Genomic DNA, 22,011 nt, shown 5'->3' with positions numbered 1-22,011 from the left:
CAAACATATCTCCAATTTCAATTCTATTTTTTATGATTTGGTTGATGTTTTATTAACTTAAAATGTTCCTTAAATTCACTCTCACTACAACTCAAAGCAAATTCTTTCCCATATATTTTATAATCATTGACTTCAGTGTCACTTGTCCTAATCATACAAGGATAAACTTCTTTAAATGCAAAAAGAATTTCTTCTTCTTTTCCAATAATCATTGTCATTTCTTTAATACAACGACAATAACAGCGTTTTCCTTCATTAGCCATAATGACACCTCCCTGAAAAATATTTTACCACGTTTTCATTAATCAAGAAAGAGATACAACTGTATCACCCCTGAAAAATCTTCTTACAGAATGTTTTTTGATAAAAAAAATTAGAAACAAAATTGTTTCTAATTCTTTGAAAACTCTGCTAATACTAAGTCGGGATTTTTATCAGTTGCCCAACGAACACCCCATTCATTAGAGAAGAGAAGCAAATACTGACCTTTAAGATCTTGAACTTTTTTTGTATCTGAAGAAAGATTTAATGTCTTTAAATCAATACTATCATTTTTTATCCATCTGACAAATTGATATGGCAATGGTGTATTCACAATATCAACATTATATTCATTCTTCAAACGATAAGCTAAGACTTCAAATTGTAAGACACCAACAACACCTACAATGATTTCTTCCATACCACCACCTAATTCAGTGAATATCTGAATAGCACCTTCTTGCGCAATTTGTTCAACACCTTTGACAAACTGTTTACGTTTCATTGTATCTGTATTGCGAATTAAAGCAAAATGTTCTGGTGCAAATGTAGGAATTCCATCATAAGCAAATTTATTCTTTGGTGTACATAATGTATCACCAATAGAGAAAATACCAGGATCAAAGACTCCAATAATATCTCCTGAATAAGCCTCTTCAACTTCTTCTCTACTTTCAGCCATAATTTGTTTAGATTGATTTAATTTGATTTTCTTATTTCCCTGATAATGAAAAACTTCCATACCTTTTGTAAACTTCCCAGAACAAATACGCATAAATGCCATTCTATCTCTATGAGCTTTATTCATATTGGCTTGAATCTTAAAAACAAAAGCACTAAAGTCTTCTGATAAGGGATCAATTTCACCTTTATCACTTTGACGAGGTAATGGTGATGTCGTCATATCTAAGAAATGTCTTAGAAATGGTTCAACCCCAAAGTTTGTTAAAGCTGATCCAAAACAGACTGGTGAAAGTTCACCTTTTTGAACTCTCTGTAAATCAAACTCTGCACCTGCACCATCTAACAGTTCAATATCATCTTGAAGCTGATGATAAAGAACATCACCCAATTCATCCTTTAAATGTTCATTATGGGCATCACAAATTTCAACATCGACTTCTTTTTTTCCACCTTGTACAGGAATAAAACGAATCACTTCTTTATTATTTCTTTCATACACACCTTTAAACTCTTTCCCACATCCAATTGGCCAATTGACTGCACAAGTTTCTACACCTAATTCACGTTCAATTTCTTCCATTAATTCATATGGATCTTTAGCTTCCCTATCCATCTTATTAATGAACGTAAAGATAGGTATATGACGCATCGCACAAACCTTAAATAATTTTCTTGTTTGATCTTCGACCCCTTTAGATCCATCAATAACCATAACTGCACTATCAGCTGCCATTAATGTACGATAAGTATCTTCAGAGAAATCCTGATGGCCTGGAGTATCTAGGATATTAATACAGAATCCATCATAATTAAATTGTAGAACTGATGAGGTTACCGAAATCCCTCTTTGTTTTTCGATTTCCATCCAATCACTAACCGCATGTTTAGATTGTCTTTTTCCTTTAACCATACCAGCTTCTTGGATTGCTCCTCCATAAAGAAGGAATTTCTCTGTTAAAGTTGTTTTCCCAGCATCTGGATGGGAAATAATCGCAAAGGTTCTACGCTTTTTCACTTGTTCAATAAAATCTGACATGATAATCCCTCCTTATGTCACGCTTATTAATCATAATCAAGATGACTGAATTTGTCAATTTCAAATCACTGTTTTTCTCTATTTATTATAGGGATAGTCCCTACTTTTTTATACATTTTCTATTTTTCATAAGAAAAAGCAATCTTTTGAAGATTGCTCGATATTAAAAAGCATAGTTTCCATTTTCAAAGACAACAAATTCTTCACCATTATCTAAAGTTGCTATGATTGATAAATCTTTTGTTCCAATCATAAAATCAACATGTGTTAAAGAATCATTAATTCCTTTTTCTAATAATTGTTCCTTGCTCATAGTTAAACCATTTTTAAGACATTCACCAAAACCTTTTCCAATCGCTAAGTGACATGCTGCATTTTCATCAAATAAAGTATTATAAAATAAGATGCCCATATTACGAATTGGTGAATTGTATGGAACCAATGCAACTTCACCTAAATAATGACTCCCTTCATCTGTTTCAATAATACTCTTTAAAACTTCATAACCAACTTCTGCATGAAAATCAACAATCCGACCATTTTCAAAAGTCATAGAAAATTGATCAACAAGATGACCATTATAATTTAAAGGCATAGAGCTATAAACAGTTCCATTGACTTGATTTCTATCTGGAGAACTGAAGATTTCTTCAGTTGGCATATTTGGAAATGAATAGATGCCATCTGTTGTATAACTTCCTCCTCCTGCAAAAAGATAACCATCATTAAGTCCAATTGTCAAATCAGTTCCTAAACTATTATGATAATGTAAAGATTTGATTTTTTTCTCATTTAAGATTTGAACTCTTCTTTCAAAAGAACGACGATGTTCATTCCAAGCTTCAATAGGATTTTCTTGATCACAACGTGTGACTTTATAAATCGCTTGCCATAATGCCTGAACTGCTTCTTGGTCACTCATATCAGGAAAGACTTTATTCGCCCATCCAACACTTGGTGCACCAACAATACACCAACGATCAATTCCCATATCTAAATGGTCAAAAAAAGTCTGACAAGTTTTATGAACAGCAATATTCCATGTTTGAATTTTCATAGGATCAATGCCTTTCATTGCTTCGGGATTACTTGAAACAATTGAAAGAACAGCAGCATGTTTTAAGGCATATTGATTCTTGAGTTCAGCAAAATATAGCGGAACTTCCTGAAAATGTTCAACAGGACAATTCTCATAGCGTAATCGGGTAACTTTCTCATCAGTATAATCAACAATAACATCTTTTGCTCCTACTGCAAAAGCTTGCCTAGCAACAGCACGTACAAGTTCGAAGCATTCAATTGAAGCAGTAATGACAAGTTCTTGTCCTTTCTGTAAATTCACTCCTTGTTTAACAATTAATTCAGCATATTTTTCTAACATATTCTAACCACCTTTTCTCTTATAAGAAAATGATACATTATTAAATTTCATTGTCAACAATAACTTGTATGAAAAACAAGACTATGCTATAATATCTTATAGCAAAGGAACAGAGCACGTAATTTTCAAAAGTATTAGTAATTCTTTAGGATTTCATAGTAGTTTAAAAATGAGGTACTGGGTTTTTTGCAAATTTTAAAGGAGGTACTTCATAATGAGTACAGGTAAAGTAAAATGGTTTAAATCTGATAAAGGATTTGGTTTCATCACTCTTGAAGGTGAAAACAAAGATGTATTCGTACATTTTTCAGCTATCAACACTGATGGTTTCAAAACTTTAGAAGAAGGACAAACTGTTGAATTCGATATCGTTGAAGGAGACAGAGGTCCTCAAGCTGCTAACGTAACAGTTATTGGGTAAACCAAAAAAGCACTCTGAGAGTGCTTTTTATATTGTCTTTTGTGAAGAAATCGTTTTAATTTTAAATATAAAGTAATAATATTTTATACAGTACAAACAAATAATCAGAATTCTCAAATAAATATTTTGACTAAATATCAAGGGGAAAGCTAACATAAAACTGGCAAAACCTAAGATAGATACTTTTGTTTTGAGGGTCATTGCACGTTCTTGAACAAATGAATCTAAGTGATTGCGATAGAGTTTGGTTTGTAAAAACCAGTCATTGACCTTTTGTGAACTTCTTGCAAAACAAAATGCTGCGGCTAATAAAAATGGAGTTGTTGGTAAAATTGGTAAAACCACACCAATTGCACCTAAAACAAAACAAACTATACCACCTATAAAATAAATCACCTTCATTATTCTTCCTCCTTATTTTTGAATAACATGTTTTATAGCTAAGATAGGATGATAAAATATCATCCTTGGTCCACTATAACGCATGACCTTTTTTATTTTTTCCTGCATTTCTTTTTGATAGCAATGGATAGGACATTGACTGCAAAATGTCTTTTTTTGCATCATTGGACATTTCTCAATCCGTCCTGCTGCATAACCTATCAGTTCCTGTTCATCAATATCATCATGATAACGACAATACAAATGAATCATCAATGAAACAATCTCAATCTCTTTTTGCCTTTTCTTTTCAATATCCATTTAACTCATACGCCCCATATCCATTTCAATCACTTTATCAGCAATTTTCATTGTTGATTCACGATGAGAAACCAAAATAATTGTTTTATTCTTTTGTTGTTGTAAAGAACTTAAAATGACAGCCTCATTTAAAACATCTAAGTTACTTGTAGGTTCATCTAACAAAATGCATGGTGCATCACTCAGAAAAGCTCTTGCAAGTCCAATTCTTTGTCTTTCTCCTCCAGATAATGATGCGCCTAATTCCGCTACTTTTGTGTTATATCCTTGTGGTAATGACATAATAAAATCATGAATACTTGCTTGCTGACAAGCTTCATAGACCTCCTGATTGGTTGCATTTAATTTAGCAATCTTTACATTATTAAGAATAGAATCATGAAAAAGAACTGTTTCTTGAGTTACATAGGCAAACATATGTCGCATGTCTTGAGTATTGATATTCTTTAAATCTCGATCTGAAATTCGAATGATACCCGTTGTTGGATCATAAAAGCGCATCATCAGTTTCAATAATGTTGATTTTCCACTACCACTTTTCCCAACAATACCTGTCACCTGACCTTGTTTAAAAATATGATGAACATCTTGAAGAATAACTTCTTCTTCATATGCAAACGAAAGATTATCAACATAAATATCACCAAATGATGTTTCAGTTTGGCCACTCACATCTTTAATGAGTTCTTCTTCATCTAACAAAGCCAAAACGCGTCTTCCACTGCTTAATGTGGAAAGAAGATTGTTTGCTAAATTGGATAGTGCCAAAACAGGACCAAAACTAGATAACATCAAAACAGTTGCCATAATCACCCTATAAACACTTATTTCACCTTGCAGATATAAAACAAACATACTTACAAACATCACAATCGCTGATAACGAAATCAGTATTTGTGATGCTACCAATTGAATGGCTTCAATATCTTTCATTTGTGATTGTAAATCTTCTATATTATCACTCATATCTATCATCTTTTTTGTTCGTTTATGTCCCATATGATATTGCAGGATAGTCGTTAATCCCCTAAAACTTTCTAATAAAAAACTACTCATATGACCTATTTCATTTCTATTTTTCTGCCCTATATCTTTTCCTTTCATATTGACATAAAAAGGGATAACTATAGCCATAGTTATATATGCACAAAGTGCAATAATCATAGCAATCATATGTAAATGAGCAAAGAATTTTAACATTATTAATGATGTTAAAAATGCAATCAGAACTGGAGAAATCGTATGAGCATAGAAAACTTCTAATAATTCAATATCATTTGTAATCAAAGAAATCAAATTGCCCTTATCTTTACGATCCAGTTTTGCTGGACACAAACGTCTCAAAACACCATAGACCTGATCGCGAATAATCGCTAAGAGTTTAAAAGCAATATAATGATTGGCTGCCTGTTCAGCATAATGAAGAAGCCCCCTTAACACTGCCATACCAAGTAAAAAGATTAACAACATAGACATATCTATATGGGGATACATCCCTGCAATTTGTAATAGAGCCATAACTGAAAGAACTGGTATCCCAATGGCACAAATAAATCCTAAAACACCCATAATGACTGCAAAAGACATTGGCAATGTTAACGGTTTGACAAGTGCCAGCATACGCCATACAACTTGAATATTATTTAATTCCTTTTTCATCCTTGATAAACCTCCAATTTTGCTTGTTTTGTAAACATTTGTGCATAAACACCATTTTGTGCCTTTAATTGTTGATGTGTCCCTTGTTCTATCAACTCTCCCTGTTTCATGACCAAAATATCATCACAGTCAATTACACTACTCAAACGGTGAGTAATAAAAAGAATCGTTTTTTCTTTAGACAAGTCCTTAATGACTTCTAAAATGGCATTTTCACTTTCCACATCAATATTACTTGTTGCTTCATCAAAAATATAAACATCTCCGTTTTTAAGAATAGCTCTCGCTAAATTTAATCTTTGTTTTTGTCCACCAGATAAATTACTTCCTGATTCTAATAAAAGTGTCTGTAATCCATTATGCTGATGAAAGAAAGAGGCCAAATTCACTTTCTCCAAAGCTTCCCAAATCTCTTTATCTTGATACTGATTTAACATATCTATATTTTCTCTTAATGTTCCTTTAAAAATCATAGGATCATGAGTCATATAAACAAAATGATTGAAGAAAACTGTATCATCAATATCATATCTTTGATGAGTTTGAATTCTGATTTCTCCCTGATAATCTTGATGATATCCCATAATTAATTTTGCGATTGTACTTTTACCAGAACCACTTTCTCCAACAATTCCTACAAATTGATTTGGCTTGATTTGAAATGAAACTTCTTTTAATAAAGGTTGTTCTTTTGTATATTGAAAAGATAATTGATCAACACATAACCCAAAATCTCCTTCTTTGAAATCAAATTTTCCACTTTGCTGATGTTCAATATCAAAAACTCTAAATAATTTTTCACTAGCCGCAATACCATTCATTGCAATATGAAAAAAAGACCCCAGTTGCCTTAACGGAATAAAAAATTCAAACGATAATAAGATAATAAATAATGCTATAAATAAAGATATCTCTTGATACATATAATGTGTAATTGCAAAATAACTTCCCAAACCAGCACCACCATATGCAACAATATCCATAACACTAATGCTATTCAATTGCATAATTAAGACACGCATAGTTACTTTTCTAAAATTCTCAGCTTCTTTATTCATTTCTTTTTGTTTAAATTCATCACTCTGATATATTTTCAAAGTTGTTAATCCTTGAAGATTTTCTAAGAAACTATCACCAAGTGTTGTATAGCTATTCCAGTATTTAGCTAATAACTTTTTAGCAATTTTTTGAATCAGAACTATTGACAAAGGAATCATAGGTACACATAAAAATAATACAAGTGCACTCATAAAATCATAAAATGAAATGATAATAAACAATGTCACAGGGGCGAGTACACTATAAAACAATTGAGGGAGATAAAGCGCAAAATAGGTTTCTAACTGATTAATTCCTTCTCCCCCTAATTGAACCAATTCACTTGTTGCAACATAATCCTGATAATGACCACCTAACTCTAATATTTTCTTAAATAATCTTTCACGCAATATTTTTTTGACAAGACTCGCTCCAGCAAAAGAAAATTGAGTTGCTTTCTTCAAAACAATACCTCGTATAACAAAAAGAATGATTGCGAAAACAATGCCAATCATTAAAATCTCAATTGTTAACTGTTCTTGAAACAACAAAACCAATGTATAACTCAATCCAACGGTAAATATGATATTCATAATCAATGCAATCCATTGGCATAGAACTTGTCTTTTTACATAAGCTTTTGCTTCAGGTATTTCTTTAATCAATCTCTTATCAAACATCTTTTTTCCTCCAAATTCAACATTTAGTTAGCGCAAACTAACTTCAATGATTAGATGTTAGCACGAACTAACTGAAGTGTCAATAAAAAAAGAGAACATTTTACTGTTCTCCTTCCTCCATACTTTCAGTATATTTTGTATTAAAAATATCATCCTGATCAAAATCCTCTTTCATTTCCTTTAATTCAGGTAATTCATCTAATGATGTCAATGAAAATGCATCCATAAATTCATCAGTCACACCATACAAAATCGGCTTTCCAGGTGTATCTTCTCTGCCAACTTCTTTAATCAAGGCTTTTGCAGCTAATTTTCGAATCATTGCATCACATCCTACCCCTCTAATTTCTTCAATACGCACACGAGTAACAGGTTGATTATAAGCAATTATAGCCAATGTTTCTAATGCTGCATTAGAAAGGGTATTTTCATTTTGTTCAATCATTCGCTGATAGAATTCATGATGTGAAGAAAAGGTAATCAGTTTAAATACACCACCAAAATTAACCAATTCAAACCCTTTTACTGCTCTTTCGTTAATAACTTGAATGAGTTCATCAACATAAGTTGTTGCTTCTTTTTTGCCAATTTGTAATACTGATGAGATTTGCTTAATGGTTAATCCTTCATCCCCTGATAAAAAGAGCATTCCTTCTATAACACTTAATATTTCATCATGTTCCATTAATTTCTCTCCTTTAAATATATGTTCTCAAAATTTCCATCTTGTTCAATAATTAATTCATTTGTATTAACCAAAACCAGAATAGATAAAAACGTAACAACAAAAAATGTTCTTGTTGGTTCTTCAAATAATTCCTCAAAACGAATACGTTGATTTTTATGCAACTTAAAATATTGTCTGATTTGATCACTTCGTTCCTCAATAGAAATCTCAACACGAGCAATACGTGATTCTAATGGAGCATGTAACACTTTTCTTTGAAACATTTTTTGCATTGCTTTAATTAAATCATAAACCTCTAAATGATCAGGAATTAATTCTGATGTATCCACAACATAATCATCCATTAATGCTGGTGCTTTTGTATGTAAAGTTTGTCTATATTCATAACATTCACGAACATCATCTAAGATATCCTTATATTTTTTATATTCAATCAATCTTCTAATTAATTGTTCTCTTGGGTCTTCTTGATAATCATCTTCTAATTCTACTTTTTCATTAGGTAGAAGCATCTTACTTTTCATCTCAATTAATTGTGCCGCCATAACAAGATATTCAGACATTGTTTCAAGTTGATCAGCATCCATTTGGTCAATATAGGCTAAATATTGATCAGTAATAACAGAAACCTCTAATGTTTCCAAGTCCATTTCCTTTTCTTTAATCAAATGTAAAAGCAGATCTAATGGTCCTTGAAAATCATCAATTACAACCTCATAACTCATACAATCACACTCCCGCAAGTTATTATATCATAATTATTTATAAATTTCTTTATTTATTTTTTACATTCTTTAAGAGTTTGACCATTCATGACACATACAATAATATAAAGATATATAACTCATTTAACTTGCCTTTTTCAATATATTCATCATATATTTATAGAAGTTTTGATCGCATTCATATCTCATATTCAGTGCCATTTCTTATATTGATAAATCAATTAACAGCACTTATTTACAAATATTTTATGAAAGTATCTCAGTTTGAGTTCTACTTTCTATCAAGTTAAATTCAGCCATAGAAAACATTCCATCATAGAAATATTCATGACATAGAAAAATCCAAGAAATCATTCCTTGGATTTTTATTAAAAACAATACTTTATACATTCCCTAATACTGTGAGACTACTTGAATATAACAACATATTCACCTAAGACAGACGCCTGTCCACTCATTTTGATCTTTAACTGATAGTTTTGACTCTTCATGACAATCATAGGAATAATTAACTCAACACCTTGAGAAACAAAGAATTGCCTATCTATCTGCAAAAGAGGATCACCTGCTTTTACATTTTGCCCCACTTTTACAAAAACATCAATTCCTGTACCACTCAATTTCTCAGCATCCAAACCGACTTCAATAAGAATTTCAATTCCATTTTCCATGGTCAGCTTAATAGCGTGATTATTTTTTGAAAGCATACTTACGAATGCATGACAAGGTGAATAAATCAGATTTCCATCAAAGCGAAAGGCTATCCCATCTCCTATTTTCTTTGTATCTAAAAGATCCTTTAACGCTATAATATCCCCATTAACTGGAGCATGTAAACCAATATATTTTTTACTTTTAAATAAATTTAACATCATTTCACCTCTATAAAAAAACTTCTTAAAAAACCAACCATAAATAGTATAACTATTGAAGGTTTATGTCTTTAAAGAAGTGACATCCCTACTTACTTTCATATTCTAGCATCAAGCAAAAGGAGTGTCAATGCTTTCACAAATATATTATCTTTAAAAAGACAATATACTATTTTTTTAGCGAAAATCACATAACAATTCATGATCATTATAAATACCTATCGCCTGTAAATAACTATAGATGATTGTAGGTCCAACAAACTTAAAACCACGTTTTTTTAAATCTTTAGATATTTCTATAGATAACTCATCAAAAGCTGGAACATCCTGAGTATTATTGTAATCATGAACAATCTGCTTATGTCCAACATATGACCATATGTACTCATCAAAACACCCAAATTCTTCTTGCACTTTTAGAAATGCTTGAGCATTACTTATAATGGCTCTCATCTTGAGTTTATTTTTAATTAACAATGGTGTCTCCATTAATTCATTATATTTATCTTCCTGATACTGAGCAATCTTGACATAATCAAAATGATTTAAAGCATCTTCATAAGCTTTTTCTTTTTTTAATATAATTTCCCAACTTAAACCAGCCTGTAAACCTTCTAATACTAACATTTTAAATAACATGATTTCATCATGCTGTGGTTTTCCCCACACATGATCATGATATTCTCTTAATTCATCACTATATGCCCATGCACATCTCTTCATTTTCATCACCAATTTCAGTATAACATAGATTAAATATTTACACAGCCCCTTTTGCTTTGTATAATGAGAAAAGGTGAAGACGATGAATAGATTATTTGAAAAACAAATGCAAGACATATTAAAAAATGAATATCCTGATTTTATGAAGGCATTAGAACAACCAGCTGTCAAAGCTTTTTATTTAAATCCTCATAAAAAAGAAGCAATAAAATATCTAAATAAAGAATTTATTCAACCTCATGTTGTTGTTAAAGATGGATATTATTTCAATTATGAAAAATATCCTTTAGGAAAATCTCCTTTCTTTTCATGTGGATTATATTATATCCAAGAACCAAGCGCTATGTTGGTGACACATTTTCTTAACATTCAAAAAGACGATTATATCTTAGATATGTGTGCTGCCCCTGGTGGAAAAACATGCGCTGCTGCTAGCCAGCTTTCAGAAGATGGTTTGATGATTGCCAATGATATTGTTCCATTACGTGCAAAAATTCTTTCTGAAAATGTAGAAAGATTTGGATTAAAAAATACGATTGTGACAAACTGTGATCCACTTGTTTTTGAAAACCAATTGAAGGGCTTCTTTGATAAGATTATTTTAGATGCACCATGCAGTGGTGAGGGAATGTTTAGAAAGAGTGATGCTGCTATTGAAACATGGTCACTAGAAAAAGTTCATGAATGTGCCCATATTCAAAGACAGTTACTGGATGCTGCTATGAATTTATTAAAACCAGAAGGTCAATTGATTTATTCAACATGTACATATAATACTATTGAAAACGAAGAACAAATTCAATACCTTTTAAATCATTATAATTGTTCACTGATTCCCTTAAAGAAAAGTCATGGTATGAGTCCTGGCATGAATATGGAAGAAGCTGTTCGTTTATATCCTCATCATTATCAGGGGGAAGGACATTTTATTGCATTAATTCAAAAACATGGGGAAATGACTCCATTCAAAAGTAAAAACTTAAAACCAGTCATTTCTAAACAGAATCAGTTACTTGTGCAAGACTTCTATAAAACTTATTTAAATTGTAAGGTTCCTACTTACTTATATGACAACAATAATCATATCTATGCAATCTTACCTCAATTTCCAGAACTCAAAGGCATTCGTGTTTTAAGAAATGGATTCTATTTAGGTGAATGTAAAAAAAATCGCTTTGAACCAAGTTTAGCACTTGCACTGACTTTACAGATAAATGATGTGAAACAATTCTATCGTTTTCATGAGAATGACCAAGAAGTTACTCAATATCTGCATGGTGAAACAATTGAAGGCAGTACTCAAAAAGGATATGGTATTATCTTTGTTGAAGATTATCCTTTATCATTTTATAAAGAAAGTAACCATCAAGCAAAAAATCTATATCCAAAGGGGCTAAGACGATGAACCATTTTGATCAGCTTAAACATATCTTTTATCAAAATATAGAAAAAGAATGCTTTGGTACTTCTAAAGAAAAAGCCTATTTTCATAGTTTAAGTGTCTGTCATTTGTGTCAAAAAATAGCTTTAGAAAGACATCTGAATATCCAAATAGCTTCAATTATGGGACTCTTTCATGATTACAGTCAATTTATCAATCACACTTCTTTTCATCACGCAAAAATCAGCAGTGAAATGACTCATCAACTGCTTTTAGAAACTGATATGGATGAAGAGGATATCGTTATTATTGTCAATGCGATTGCTAAACACAGTAACAAGGATTGTATTGATGATGACTATAGTGAATTATTAAAAGATGCAGATGTTTTAGCCCAGTATCTCGCTGAACCCGATATTATTTTTGATAAACACTCACAAGAAAGGTTAAAAAAATATCTCCCTAAATAATGGGAAATATTTTTATTTCAACATATTTTCTAAAGCTTCATAAGGAACAAATCCCATTTGACGATTCACTGGTTGACCGTTCTTAAATACAATTAAAGTTGGAATTGATTGAACTCCATATTGCATAGCAAGAGCATTTTCTTGATCAACATCTACTTTCACAACTTTTGCTTCTGGATGCTCAGCGGCTAATTTATCAACACTGGGTGCTAACATCTTACAAGGTCCACACCATGAAGCGAAGAAGTCTACAAAAACCAATCCGTTATTTGAAATAAGATCATTAAATTCTTGAGCATTTACATGTAATACATTTGACATATATAATCATCCTTTCTCTCTCTATTATGATATTTCTCTATCAATCTATACAGAGTCTATCATAGAGTATGCACTTTATCAACAAATGTGCATCTTAAAACATTATAACCAAATCTCTTTTGTTTTATGTGCCCCCTGTTCAAAATGATATTTTAAAATGCCACGATTAATATTCGCATAAGACCCTTGAGTCATTATCTCTACTTTATTATTTTTGAGAGTCACAAAAAATTTCTGTTGGTTCATCGCAGTTGGAGCTAACATCATAGCCTCCATTCCTAATAAAAACCAATCTGGCTTTTCATCAATACATTGATAAAGACTTTCCATAGGTTTATTCTTATGAGGTTTTCCTTGATTATCACCATAACCAATCGCTATAATACAAATCATTTGTTCATCATGATCTATTTGACAAACAACTTTTTTAGAACTATAAGTTGCCCCCACCCAACAGGTATTCAATCCCAACTGTTGTGCCTTTAATACAATTCTCTCTCCATAATATCCTAATCTTTCTTCCAAAGAATCATTCCTTCTGCCAACTAACACTATATAATTCTGAACATTTTTAAAACGTCCATAATGAACAAAAAATTGACGGAATGCACCAGGTTCCTGAAGAATGAGTTGTATATGCAATTGTCCTTCCTGATTACATTTATAGATTTCATTTTGCAAGACGTCAACAAGTTCTTGTGGAATGTCATGACTTCTAAAACGACGTACAGAATGTCTTTCTTGCATCGCCTGTATTATATCCATATAATCCCTTCTTTCATTTTTCATTATATCATATTCCAAAAAAAGGCACTATTATTCTTTTCAAAATCTCATATCACTCTAACATCTTAATCTCACATTCTAATTGATAACCAGTTTGTTTGTATACTGTCTTTTGAACATACTTAATTAACTGTAAGAATTCTTGACTTGTGGCATGTCCACAATTAATTAAAAAACCAGCATGTTTTAATGAAACTTGTGCACCACCAATTTGAAAGCCTTGTAAGCCACATTGCTTAATTAATGCTGATGCATAATGCCCATTAGGGCGCTTAAAAGTACTTCCAGCACTATAATCACTCATTGGCTGTTTTTCATGCCTACGTCTCATTAAATCATTCATTTGTTTTTTCATAAGTTCTTTATCGCCTATTTTTAGACAACATATCACTTCCAAGATAATTCCTTTTTGTTGAGAAAAATAACTATGACGATATGAAAATTGCATTTCACTATGCGATAGCGTTTTAACTCCTTTATCATCCAAATAAACAACTTTCTCAACGACATCTTGCATTTCACCACCATAAGCTCCAGCATTCATATAAACAGCTCCACCAATTGTCCCAGGAATTCCACAAGCAAACTCTAATCCTGTCAATTCCTGCTGTAAACAAAAATCACAAACATTCTTTAAAGTAGCACCACTTTGCACACAAATACGCTGTCCATCTAACCTCTTCATTTCACAAAACATAGTTAGGTTAATAATAACACCATGATACCCCTGATCCGAAGCTAAAATATTACTTCCTTTCCCTAAAACAACATAAATCATGTCATACTTCTGACATAACTTTAAGCACTGTTCTATTTCCTGAACTGACTTTGGAAAAATCATAATATGAGCTCGTCCACCAATATGCAATGTTGTATACTCTTTTAAAAATACATTTTGTTTATATTGTATCTGATATTGCATTAATTCTTGAATAAACATAGAACACTCCTCTCTCTTCTTCACACTTCTATTTCATTTTCCCCCACTATACAAAAAATATGAAGATATGACAACTTCTATGCTCTTTCTTTTATATTTCAAAAAGAAAAAGGTCTTTCGACCTTAATCCATTTCAATCGCACCAGTATATAACTGATAATACTTTCCTTTTTCCTTGATTAATGATTCATGATTTCCACGTTCAATAATACGCCCTTGTTCCAAAACCATAATGCAGTCACTATTCTTAATTGTTGATAATCTATGTGCAATAACCAAAGTCGTACGTCCATTCATCAATTTATCCATACCACTTTGAACTAGCTTCTCAGTACGTGAATCAATTGATGAAGTGGCTTCATCAAGAATCAAAGCTGGTGGATTTGCCACTGCTGCTCTAGCAATTGCTAATAACTGTCTTTGTCCTTGTGATAAATGACCACCATCACCAGTTAACATTGTCTGATAGCCATCAGGAAGATGCTTAATAAATGTATCAGCATTTGCTAACTTTGCAGCCTCAATACATTCCTCATCTGTTGCATTTAAACGTCCATAACGAATATTATCCATGATTGAACCTGTAAATAAATGTGTGTCTTGTAAAACAACGCCCAACGATCTTCTTAGATCATCTTTTTTAATTAACTTGATATCAATTCCATCATACGTAATTGTTCCCTTTTGAATATCATAGAAACGATTAATTAAATTTGTAATGGTTGTTTTACCTGCCCCAGTGGCACCAACAAAAGCGATCTTTTCACCAGGAGAAGCAAAAACACTCACATCATGTAAAACCATACGATCATCAAAATAACCAAAATCAACATTTTCTAAACGAATATCGCCCTTCATTTCAACAAGCTCAACACCACCATTTTGACGGGGATGACGCCATGCCCAATGTCCTGTTCTTTCGTTTGTTTCGACCATTTGACCATCAACATATTGAACACGACATAACGTGACAACACCTTCATCTGTTTCACTTTCCTGGTCTAACAAATCAAAGATACGTTTAGCACCAGCCTGTGCCATGGCAACACTATTGATTTGTTGTGAAATCTGCCCAATTGGCTGATTAAAGTTTTTATTTAATGTTAAGAAAGATACCAATGTCCCAATGGTAATGCCAGCATAACCATTTAAACTCATAACTGCGCCAACAATAGCACAGATAATATAAGATACATTTCCTGTTTGAATAGTGATTGGCATTAAAATGTTTGCAAACTTATTGGCTTGAAATGCACTTTCTCTTAGATCATTATTCATTTTTCTAAAATCATTAATAGCTTGTTCTTCATGATTAAAGACTTTCACAACCTTTTGTCCAGAAATCATTTCTTCAATATAACCATTCACTTTTCCAAGTTCATTTTGCTGCTGAACAAAATAACGTCCTGATAATCCACCAAGTTTTTGAGAAGTGAAAATCATAATACACAGCATAATCATACTGACACCTGTTAAAGGTAAACTTAAAGTCAGCATTGAAATAAAGACAGTTATAATTGTAATAGCACTTGATACCAACTGTGGTATAGATTGACTAATCAATTGTCTTAATGTATCTGTATCATTTGTATAAACAGACATGATATCACCATGAGGTGTCCTATCAAAATAACGAATAGGTAAAGACTCCATATGTTCAAACAAATGAATTCTCATATTTCTTAAATAACCTTGTGTTACACTCACCATAATGCGATTATAAGAATAAGCACAAATAATTCCCAAAAGGAAGAATCCTGCTACACGCAATAAAGCATGAAATAAACCTGTAAAATCAGGAGAAGCAGTTCCCATTAATGGGATAATATAATCATCAATTAAAACCTGCATGAATAATGTTCCTTGAACAGTTGCAATGGCATTTCCAATAATACATAGAAAAACAATAATCAAATGAACTTTATATTGTTTAAAGATGTCTTTAAGTAAGCGCCCTAATACATTTTTCTTTTTCATCATGCTTCCTCCTTTCCTTTTGTTTGTGTTTCATGAATTGTCTGATAAATAGCGTTTGTTTTCAATAATTTTTCATGTGTATCAAAACCGTCTACAACTCCATCATTTAAAACAATAATACGATCAGCATTTTGAACACTAGAGATACGTTGAGAAATAATAATTTTTGTTGTATCTGGAATACGTTCTTCAAATGATTGCTGGATACTTGCATCAGTCGCTGTATCAACGGCACTTGTAGAATCATCTAAGATTAAAATCTTCGGTTTCTTTAATAATGCTCTCGCAATACATAAACGTTGTTTTTGTCCACCAGAAACATTTGTTCCACCTTGCTCAATATATGTGTTATAGCTATCTTCAAATCTTTGTACAAACTCATCGGCACAAGCCAAGCGACAAGCTTCTTGACATTCTTCAAGGGTTGCATTTTCATTTCCCCATCTTAAATTTTGAAGAATTGTCCCACTAAACAAGACATTGTTTTGTAAAACAACAGCCACTTCATCTCTTAAAACTTCTAAATCATAATGACGGACATCATGTCCACCAACACAAACACTTCCACTTTCCACATCATAGAGACGACTAATTAAATTCACAAGACTGCTTTTCGCACTTCCTGTTCCGCCAATAATCCCTATCGTTTCACCAGAAGCAATATGCAAATTTACATCTCTTAAAACAGGTTCTCCATCACCATGCTTATATGAGAAGTTCACAAGATTGAAATCAATAGAACCATCTTTCACTTCCATTAACGCTTTATCTGGTGAAACCAAGTCAGATTGTTCATTAATAACTTCAGCAATACGTCTTGCTGAAGCAATTGACATTGTAATCATCACAAAGGCCATTGATAACATCATTAATGACATTAAGATATTCATTGTATAACTAAATAAACTTGTGAGTTGTCCAGTTGTTAAAGTTCCACCAACAACACTTTTTGCACCTAGCCAAGACAATAATAAAATACAGCTATATACTGAAACCATCATGGCAGGATTGTTAAATGCCAATACACTTTCAGCTTTCACAAACATCTTATAGATACTTTGGGCTGCTTTCTTAAACTTTTCATTTTCATGTTTTTCTCTTACAAAGGATTTCACAACACGAATTCCCACAACATTCTCTTGAACGCTTTCATTTAAATCATCATATTTTGGGAAAACCTGATTAAAATAACGCATTGCTTTATACATAATCATTCCTAACACCAATACCAAAAAGACAATTGCTGCCACAAAAATAAGACTTAACTTAAAATTAATGATCATTGCCATTGCTAAAGCACTCATTAAACTCATAGGTGCTCGGATACACATACGTATAATCATCTGATAGGCAACTTGTACATTTGTCACATCAGTTGTCAGTCTTGTGACTAATCCTGCTGTGCTGTATTTATCAATATTAGAGAAAGAAAATGTTTGGATATTGGTATACATAGCATCTCTTAAATTAGCTGCAAATCCTGTAGAAGCACGAGCAGCAAATTTCCCCGCTAAGAAACCTAATGACAATGTACACAAGGCAATCACAAACATCATAATTCCATATCTGGTAATAGCACTCATATTCTGAGCTTCTATTCCTTGATCAATAAGACCAGCCATTAATAATGGAATCATAATTTCTAAAATAACTTCTACAATGGCATAAAACATTGTTAATAAAGAATCTTTCTTATATTCTTTAATTTGCTTCATTAAGGTCTTAACCATATAATCACCCTTTCTTTTTATTTAGTACGCAACCAAACTGTTTGCTAACGAACAATATAATTGAATAAAAATCAGGATTTCCCTGATTTTATTATAGTACATTCTTTATATTATTGATGAGCTTATCTGAAATCTGAATATAAAATTCAATTTCTTCGTCTGTTAATCCATCAACTAAGCGATGATGTATGAGTTCCATTTGGCGAGACATACGAGCATTAAACTCACGACTTTGATCTGTTAAAACGATTTTCTTTAAACGTGCATCATGAACGACTGCAACTCTTTGAATCATCCCTTTTTGACACATCAGTTTTAACATTTCTGAAGTTGTTGAACGATTTATAGAAAATTCTTCTTCTATATCTTTTTGAAACGTATCTATCTTGGCATCTTCTCTATCTTGTAAAAAACCAATAATCCAAGTATGCATCAATGTTGCACGATCTGGACGATGTCCAAATTCTTTATCCATAGCACGTTTCATTAAATTATTTAATGTCTTAATCCTATGACCAACAGGGTCTCTATACATGTTTTCACTTCCTATTTGTTCGGCTACGAACTTAATATAACATATTTGTCAATTGTTGTAAAGAAAAAGAATAGAAAACTATTCTTCAACTTTTGAAAATTGATCAGTTCCTACACCACATAATGGGCAAACCCAATCGTCTGGAAGTTTATCAAACTTTGTTCCAGCAGCAATCCCATTATCTGGATCACCTAAATCTTCATCATAAATATAACCACAGACATCACACACATATTTCATCCTTACACCCTCCTTCCATAATTGACTTGATTAATATTTGAAACTCTGCTTTGTTTTTTTCACTCAATGTAGAGCGAATTGTAACAGTTGGTTCCATAATATGAATATTCTTCATTGGTTCCAAAATTTCGTTCATTGCTTTGATAGCACTTGGAGCCCAAGTTCCATTTTCAATTAACGCAATATCTCTATTTTGGAAATTCTTACTCTTCAAATGATGTAACAATGTTTCCATAGGACAGAAAACGCCACCATCATAAGACGAACTTGCTAAGATAAGCCGATCATATCGAAAAGCATCTGCAACAACATAAGACACATCTGTACGACATAAATCATGCATAACGACTGTTTCTCCCTGCATTTCCAAAAGATGAGCAAGATACATCACAGCATCTTTTGTGTTACCATGAATAGATGCATAAGCAATCAATACACCACTTTCTTCTGGTTGATATTGACTCCATAAACAATAATGATGTATGTATTCATCTAAATGATTATTTAATACTGGTCCATGTAATGGACAAATCATTTGAATATCTAACATTTTTGCTTTCTTAAGTACATTCTGAACTTGCAAGCCATATTTGCCAACAATATTAAGATAATAACGTCTTGCTTCCTCTTCCCATAATTCCTGATCAAAAGAGCCAAATGTTCCAAATGCATCAGCTGAAAAAAGGGTTTTTTCATGTTGTTCATAAGACATCATGACTTCTGGCCAATGCACCATAGGTGCCATTATAAATTGTAAATTATGTTTTCCAAGACAGAGTGTATCGCCTTCTTTAACAATCATTTTCTGTTGAATAAAATCGGTATGAAAGAATTGTTCCATCATTGTAAAAGTCTTCACATTTCCGACTATTTTCATACTTGGATATTTCTCAGATAAAATCTGAATACTAGCTCCATGATCAGGTTCCATATGAGAAACAACTAAATAATCTGGAATCTTATCCTTTAAAACCGCTTCTATATTTTTCAACCATATATCTTGACCTCTTTTATCAACAGTATCCATGATTGCTATTTTATCATCTAAAATAACATACGAATTATAAGTCACTCCATTGGGTATAGGATATTGTCCTTCAAACAAATCAAGAGTTTTGTCTTCAACACCTACATATACTAAAGAATCTGTTATTTTCACTTTATATCACCTCAAGATATTATTGTACTCGCTTTGCTCATAACTTCAATTATTATGCTCTCTAAAATACAATTTAAAACAAGAAAACATATTATACTGTTTTCTTGTTTTGATGAAAAGAACGTTTCTTCTGTTTTGGTTGACTATGCTTTTGTTTTTGAATTATCTTTTGTGTATTTTGATTTTTTTGTTTTTGATTATTCTTTTTTGATGTTTGATTAGATTTTTTCATCTGTGATGTTACTTTTTTAACAGGAACACTAAAGTCTTCCATTGGATAATAAGGATTCTCTATAACTGGAATCTTTTCACCAATAAACTTTTCTACTTCTGATAAATCTGATTTTTCTTGAAAGCAGCAAAATGTAATTGCCGTTCCATCTGCTCCTGCTCTGGCTGTTCTTCCAATACGATGCACATAGTTCTCAGCTTGCTCTGGTAAATCAAAATTAACAACATGTGTTAAATGATCAACATCAATGCCTCTAGCTGCTATATCAGTTGCTACCAGTACACGTACTTTATCTTCCTTAAATCGATTTAAAGCTCTGACCCTAGCATTTTGCGATTTATCCCCATGAATAGCTTCTGCTTCAATTCCTGCTCTTTGAAGTTTCTTACATAATGTATTGGCATTTCTTTTTGTTCTTACAAAAACGATTGCATTATAAATTTGAGGATTCTCCAAAAGTTTAATTAATAATTTTGCTTTATTAGCTTTATCAACATAATATAATGATTGTTGTATTCTCTCAACTGTCATTTGTCCTGAACTCACCATAACCTTTTCAGGATTATTCAAAATTTCATCAATCAAATGCTGAATTTCTTTTGGTAATGTTGCTGAAAATAACATCGTTTGTCTTTGCTTTGGTATATACTTCATAATCCTGCGAATATCATTAATAAATCCCATATCCAACATACGATCAGCTTCATCTAAAACAAAATATTCAATATGACTTAAATCTAGTAAACCTTGTTTATATAAATCACTCAAACGTCCTGGTGTTGCTATTAAAACATCAATTCCCCTTTCAATCTTTGTGACTTGTGAACCTTGACGAACACCACCAAAAATAACTGTTGATTTCAAATTCACAAAAGAATTCATAGATTGAAATGTTTCATCTATTTGCATTGCTAATTCTCTTGTTGGAGCCAAAATCAATGCCTTAATAGTTCTTGGATATTTTTCACTTTCATCTCTTAAATATAATTTCTGTAATATAGGTAAAGCAAAAGCAGCAGTCTTTCCAGTACCAGTTTTTGCACAACCAAGTAAATCTCTTCCCTCTAATAATAAAGGTATAGCTTGTTCCTGAATTGGTGTTGCTTCTGTATAATTTAATTTTTCAATTGCCATTTGTAATGGTTCTATTAACTTTAGTTCTTTAAATTTCATGTATATCCTCTTTTCTCAAATATCAACAGTATAACACATACTTTCAAATTATCAAAGAAGATGTCAAATTTATCACTATACTCCCCTATTTTTATAACTTTTATATTCATATTTTAATGATTTGTGATAAAGTCATAAACCTGCATAATTTCAATTATAAAAGACAAGTTCGAATAATGAATATTCATAAACTTGTC

The 22,011-nt window shown here is 31.8% G+C and carries 23 protein-coding genes; 3 read left to right on the top strand and 20 right to left on the bottom strand.

The genetic code is table 11. The features are described 5' to 3' along the window. Positions 1 to 23: 23 nt before the first annotated feature. The 3 genes from GQF29_RS14405 to GQF29_RS14395 form a co-directional block, all read right to left on the bottom strand. Positions 24 to 263, bottom strand: coding sequence for a hypothetical protein (locus tag GQF29_RS14405; RefSeq protein WP_008790465.1), 240 nt, complete (start codon positions 261 to 263; stop codon positions 24 to 26). A gap of 128 nt (positions 264 to 391) precedes the next feature. After that, entirely contained in the window at positions 392 to 1,981 is a 1,590-nt protein-coding gene (locus GQF29_RS14400) for a peptide chain release factor 3 (RefSeq protein WP_008790466.1), read from the bottom strand. Positions 1,982 to 2,144: 163 nt separating this feature from the next. Further along, complete coding sequence (locus GQF29_RS14395; protein WP_008790467.1) at positions 2,145 to 3,362, bottom strand: aminopeptidase; 1,218 nt, start codon at positions 3,360 to 3,362, stop codon at positions 2,145 to 2,147. 214 nt (positions 3,363 to 3,576) lie between these two features. On the opposite strand from GQF29_RS14395, the gene GQF29_RS14390 reads away from it, so the two are divergent. Beyond that, positions 3,577 to 3,783, top strand: coding sequence for a cold-shock protein (locus GQF29_RS14390; protein ID WP_008790468.1), 207 nt, complete (start codon positions 3,577 to 3,579; stop codon positions 3,781 to 3,783). Positions 3,784 to 3,810: 27 nt separating this feature from the next. Here the strand turns inward: GQF29_RS14390 and GQF29_RS14385 are convergent, their stop codons facing one another. The 8 genes from GQF29_RS14385 to GQF29_RS14350 form a co-directional block, all read right to left on the bottom strand. Continuing rightward, positions 3,811 to 4,185: a YbaN family protein gene (locus GQF29_RS14385; RefSeq protein WP_008790469.1), complete on the bottom strand. Its 375-nt coding sequence runs from the start codon at positions 4,183 to 4,185 to the stop codon at positions 3,811 to 3,813. Between the two features lie 12 nt (positions 4,186 to 4,197). Next, complete coding sequence (locus GQF29_RS14380) at positions 4,198 to 4,485, bottom strand: nitrous oxide-stimulated promoter family protein (protein ID WP_008790470.1); 288 nt, start codon at positions 4,483 to 4,485, stop codon at positions 4,198 to 4,200. Next, complete coding sequence (locus tag GQF29_RS14375) at positions 4,486 to 6,144, bottom strand: amino acid ABC transporter ATP-binding/permease protein (RefSeq protein WP_008790471.1); 1,659 nt, start codon at positions 6,142 to 6,144, stop codon at positions 4,486 to 4,488. Next, positions 6,141 to 7,862: an ABC transporter ATP-binding protein/permease gene (locus tag GQF29_RS14370; protein WP_008790472.1), complete on the bottom strand. Its 1,722-nt coding sequence runs from the start codon at positions 7,860 to 7,862 to the stop codon at positions 6,141 to 6,143. Before GQF29_RS14370 ends, GQF29_RS14375 begins: the two co-directional genes overlap by 4 nt. A gap of 100 nt (positions 7,863 to 7,962) precedes the next feature. Further along, entirely contained in the window at positions 7,963 to 8,547 is a 585-nt protein-coding gene (gene scpB, locus GQF29_RS14365; RefSeq protein ID WP_008790473.1) for an SMC-Scp complex subunit ScpB, read from the bottom strand. Next, positions 8,547 to 9,275 (bottom strand): segregation/condensation protein A, encoded by a 729-nt coding sequence (locus tag GQF29_RS14360; protein ID WP_008790474.1) that lies wholly within the window; start codon positions 9,273 to 9,275, stop codon positions 8,547 to 8,549. The genes scpB and GQF29_RS14360 overlap by 1 nt, the downstream gene beginning before the upstream one ends. A gap of 407 nt (positions 9,276 to 9,682) precedes the next feature. Continuing rightward, on the bottom strand, positions 9,683 to 10,147 hold the full coding sequence (locus GQF29_RS14355) for a PTS sugar transporter subunit IIA (protein WP_017143815.1): 465 nt from the start codon (positions 10,145 to 10,147) through the stop codon (positions 9,683 to 9,685). A 177-nt stretch (positions 10,148 to 10,324) separates the two neighbouring features. Continuing rightward, on the bottom strand, positions 10,325 to 10,870 hold the full coding sequence (locus GQF29_RS14350) for a DNA-3-methyladenine glycosylase I (protein ID WP_008790476.1): 546 nt from the start codon (positions 10,868 to 10,870) through the stop codon (positions 10,325 to 10,327). A gap of 82 nt (positions 10,871 to 10,952) precedes the next feature. On the opposite strand from GQF29_RS14350, the gene GQF29_RS14345 reads away from it, so the two are divergent. Continuing rightward, a complete protein-coding gene (locus GQF29_RS14345) occupies positions 10,953 to 12,275 on the top strand; it encodes an RsmB/NOP family class I SAM-dependent RNA methyltransferase (protein ID WP_008790477.1) in 1,323 nt (440 codons plus the stop codon). Next, on the top strand, positions 12,272 to 12,721 hold the full coding sequence (locus GQF29_RS14340; protein ID WP_008790478.1) for an HD domain-containing protein: 450 nt from the start codon (positions 12,272 to 12,274) through the stop codon (positions 12,719 to 12,721). The genes GQF29_RS14345 and GQF29_RS14340 overlap by 4 nt, the downstream gene beginning before the upstream one ends. A 12-nt stretch (positions 12,722 to 12,733) precedes the next feature. Here GQF29_RS14340 and trxA read toward each other — a convergent pair whose 3' ends face one another. The 9 genes from trxA to GQF29_RS14295 form a co-directional block, all read right to left on the bottom strand. Beyond that, positions 12,734 to 13,042 (bottom strand): thioredoxin, encoded by a 309-nt coding sequence (gene trxA / locus GQF29_RS14335; protein WP_008790479.1) that lies wholly within the window; start codon positions 13,040 to 13,042, stop codon positions 12,734 to 12,736. 102 nt (positions 13,043 to 13,144) lie between these two features. Next, positions 13,145 to 13,807 carry a nitroreductase family protein gene (locus tag GQF29_RS14330; protein WP_017143816.1) on the bottom strand — a complete coding sequence of 221 codons (663 nt, stop codon included), beginning with the start codon at positions 13,805 to 13,807 and terminating at the stop codon, positions 13,145 to 13,147. 73 nt (positions 13,808 to 13,880) lie between these two features. Then, on the bottom strand, positions 13,881 to 14,768 hold the full coding sequence (gene murB, locus GQF29_RS14325) for a UDP-N-acetylmuramate dehydrogenase (protein ID WP_054688307.1): 888 nt from the start codon (positions 14,766 to 14,768) through the stop codon (positions 13,881 to 13,883). Positions 14,769 to 14,891: 123 nt separating this feature from the next. Further along, entirely contained in the window at positions 14,892 to 16,748 is a 1,857-nt protein-coding gene (locus tag GQF29_RS14320; RefSeq protein WP_008790482.1) for an ABC transporter ATP-binding protein, read from the bottom strand. After that, the gene (locus GQF29_RS14315) at positions 16,745 to 18,475 is read right to left on the bottom strand and encodes an ABC transporter ATP-binding protein (RefSeq protein WP_008790483.1); all 1,731 of its coding nucleotides are present in this window, start codon (positions 18,473 to 18,475) and stop codon (positions 16,745 to 16,747) included. The genes GQF29_RS14320 and GQF29_RS14315 overlap by 4 nt, the downstream gene beginning before the upstream one ends. Positions 18,476 to 18,566: 91 nt before the next feature. After that, positions 18,567 to 19,010 (bottom strand): MarR family winged helix-turn-helix transcriptional regulator, encoded by a 444-nt coding sequence (locus tag GQF29_RS14310; RefSeq protein WP_008790484.1) that lies wholly within the window; start codon positions 19,008 to 19,010, stop codon positions 18,567 to 18,569. A 78-nt stretch (positions 19,011 to 19,088) separates the two neighbouring features. Continuing rightward, positions 19,089 to 19,250, bottom strand: a complete 162-nt coding sequence (gene rd, locus GQF29_RS14305; protein ID WP_008790485.1) for a rubredoxin — start codon at positions 19,248 to 19,250, stop codon at positions 19,089 to 19,091. Continuing rightward, entirely contained in the window at positions 19,234 to 20,409 is a 1,176-nt protein-coding gene (locus GQF29_RS14300; RefSeq protein ID WP_008790486.1) for an FprA family A-type flavoprotein, read from the bottom strand. Before GQF29_RS14300 ends, rd begins: the two co-directional genes overlap by 17 nt. Before the next feature lie 91 nt (positions 20,410 to 20,500). After that, positions 20,501 to 21,814, bottom strand: coding sequence for a DEAD/DEAH box helicase (locus GQF29_RS14295; protein ID WP_008790487.1), 1,314 nt, complete (start codon positions 21,812 to 21,814; stop codon positions 20,501 to 20,503). Positions 21,815 to 22,011: the final 197 nt, after the last annotated feature.

Origin of the sequence: Coprobacillus cateniformis (assembly GCF_009767585.1) — a bacterium.
GTDB classification, from domain to species: domain Bacteria; phylum Bacillota_I; class Bacilli_A; order Erysipelotrichales; family Coprobacillaceae; genus Coprobacillus; species Coprobacillus cateniformis.
This window is presented reverse-complemented; position numbering and strand designations above follow the sequence as displayed.